Origin of the sequence: Candidatus Protochlamydia sp. R18, assembly GCF_000648255.1 — a bacterium.
Taxonomy (GTDB): Bacteria; Chlamydiota; Chlamydiia; order Chlamydiales; family Parachlamydiaceae; genus Protochlamydia; species Protochlamydia amoebophila.
In genome coordinates this window covers 1-1,544 of record NZ_BASL01000642.1, presented here as the reverse complement: position 1 = coordinate 1,544, position 1,544 = coordinate 1, and the positions used below count along the sequence as shown (strand labels likewise).

The window sequence follows — 1,544 nt, the reverse complement described above, 5'->3', positions numbered from 1 at the left end:
TGGATTAGCCCATTTGACACCTTTAGTCGCTTTGCGACACTTAGGTTTGAGTGATTGTAGAAATCTCACGGATGCTGGATTAGCACATTTAACACCCTTAACGGCTTTAAAGCATTTAGATCTAAGTTGGTGTGAAAATCTCACTGACGATGGACTAGTGCATTTATCTTCCTTAGTCGCTTTGCAATATTTATCTCTAAAACTGTGTGAAAATCTCACCGATGCTGGATTAGCGCATTTGACCCCCTTGACGACTTTAGAGCATTTGGATTTAGGTTTGGATTTAGGTTATTGCCAGAATCTCACTGACGATGGGTTAGCACATTTGTCGTCCTTAACAGCTTTAAAGCATTTAGATCTAAGTTGGCGTGAAAATCTCACGGATGCTGGATTAGCACATTTAACATCCTTAACGGCTTTAAAGCATTTAGACTTAAGTTGGTGTGAAAATCTCACGGATGAGGGATTGGCCTATTTGACACCCCTAGTTGCTTTACAGTATTTGAGTTTAAAGGGCAGTAACATCACTGATGAGGGATTAGAACATCTGGCACACTTAAGCGCTTTACGGCATTTAAGTTTGAATGACTGCCGTAGGATCTATGGCTATGGATTAGCGCACTTGACATCTTTAGTGAATTTGGAGCATCTAGACTTAAGCTGCTGCTATCGCCTTTCTAGTTTTGAATTAATTCATTTATCATCTTTAGTGAATTTACAGCATTTAAATCTAAGTGATTGTTTTGGTCTCTGTCACGATGGATTAGAAGATTTGACTCCTTTAATGAATTTACAGTATTTAGATCTAAGTTCGTGTATAAATCTGACTGATAAGGGACTGGCATATTTGACCTCTTTAGTAGGTCTAGGTTTACAACATTTAGATCTAAGTGAGTGTAAAAAAATCACTGACGCTGGATTAGCACATTTAACCTCTTTAATAGGCTTGCAGTATTTAGATCTAAGAGAGTGTAAAAAAATCACTGACACTGGATTGGCACATTTGACCCCCTTAGTAGACTTGGAGTACTTAGATTTAAGTCGGTGTGAAAATCTCACTGATAAGGGGTTGGCATATTTAACCTCCTTCGCAGGTTTAAAGTATTTAAATCTAAAGGAATGTAAGAAAATCACTGATGTTGGATTAGCAAATTTGACCTCCTTAGTGACTTTACAGCATTTGAATTTAAGTGAATGTGTAAATCTCACTGATACTGGATTGGCACATTTAGTTTCCCTAGTAAATTTACAGGATTTAAATCTACAAAAATGTAAAAGCATTACAGACGCTGGCTTGGCTCATTACATACAAAATCAACAAATAATCCGTCGTTAAAAGAAGGTAAAAAAAAAGTAGTGTCAATTGAGCGAACGTTCTGCGTATGAGAATATTATGTGGATGTTTGAACACTCAAAATCATAGCTCAACACTATAGAAATCGTAAAAGGGTTTTTTGCTTGAGGTTTAATGTTATAGAACAAATTTGACCTTGCCCCTTAAAAATCATCCAAGAAGAAATAGAGGTTCGTGTTAAAATAAATAA

The 1,544-nt window shown here is 36.5% G+C and carries 1 pseudogene; it reads left to right on the top strand.

The annotated features are described in order from the left end of the window. A pseudogene (locus TY19_RS03635) lies at positions 1 to 1,336 on the top strand (hypothetical protein); the annotation flags it as partial. Positions 1,337 to 1,544 lie beyond the last annotated feature (208 nt).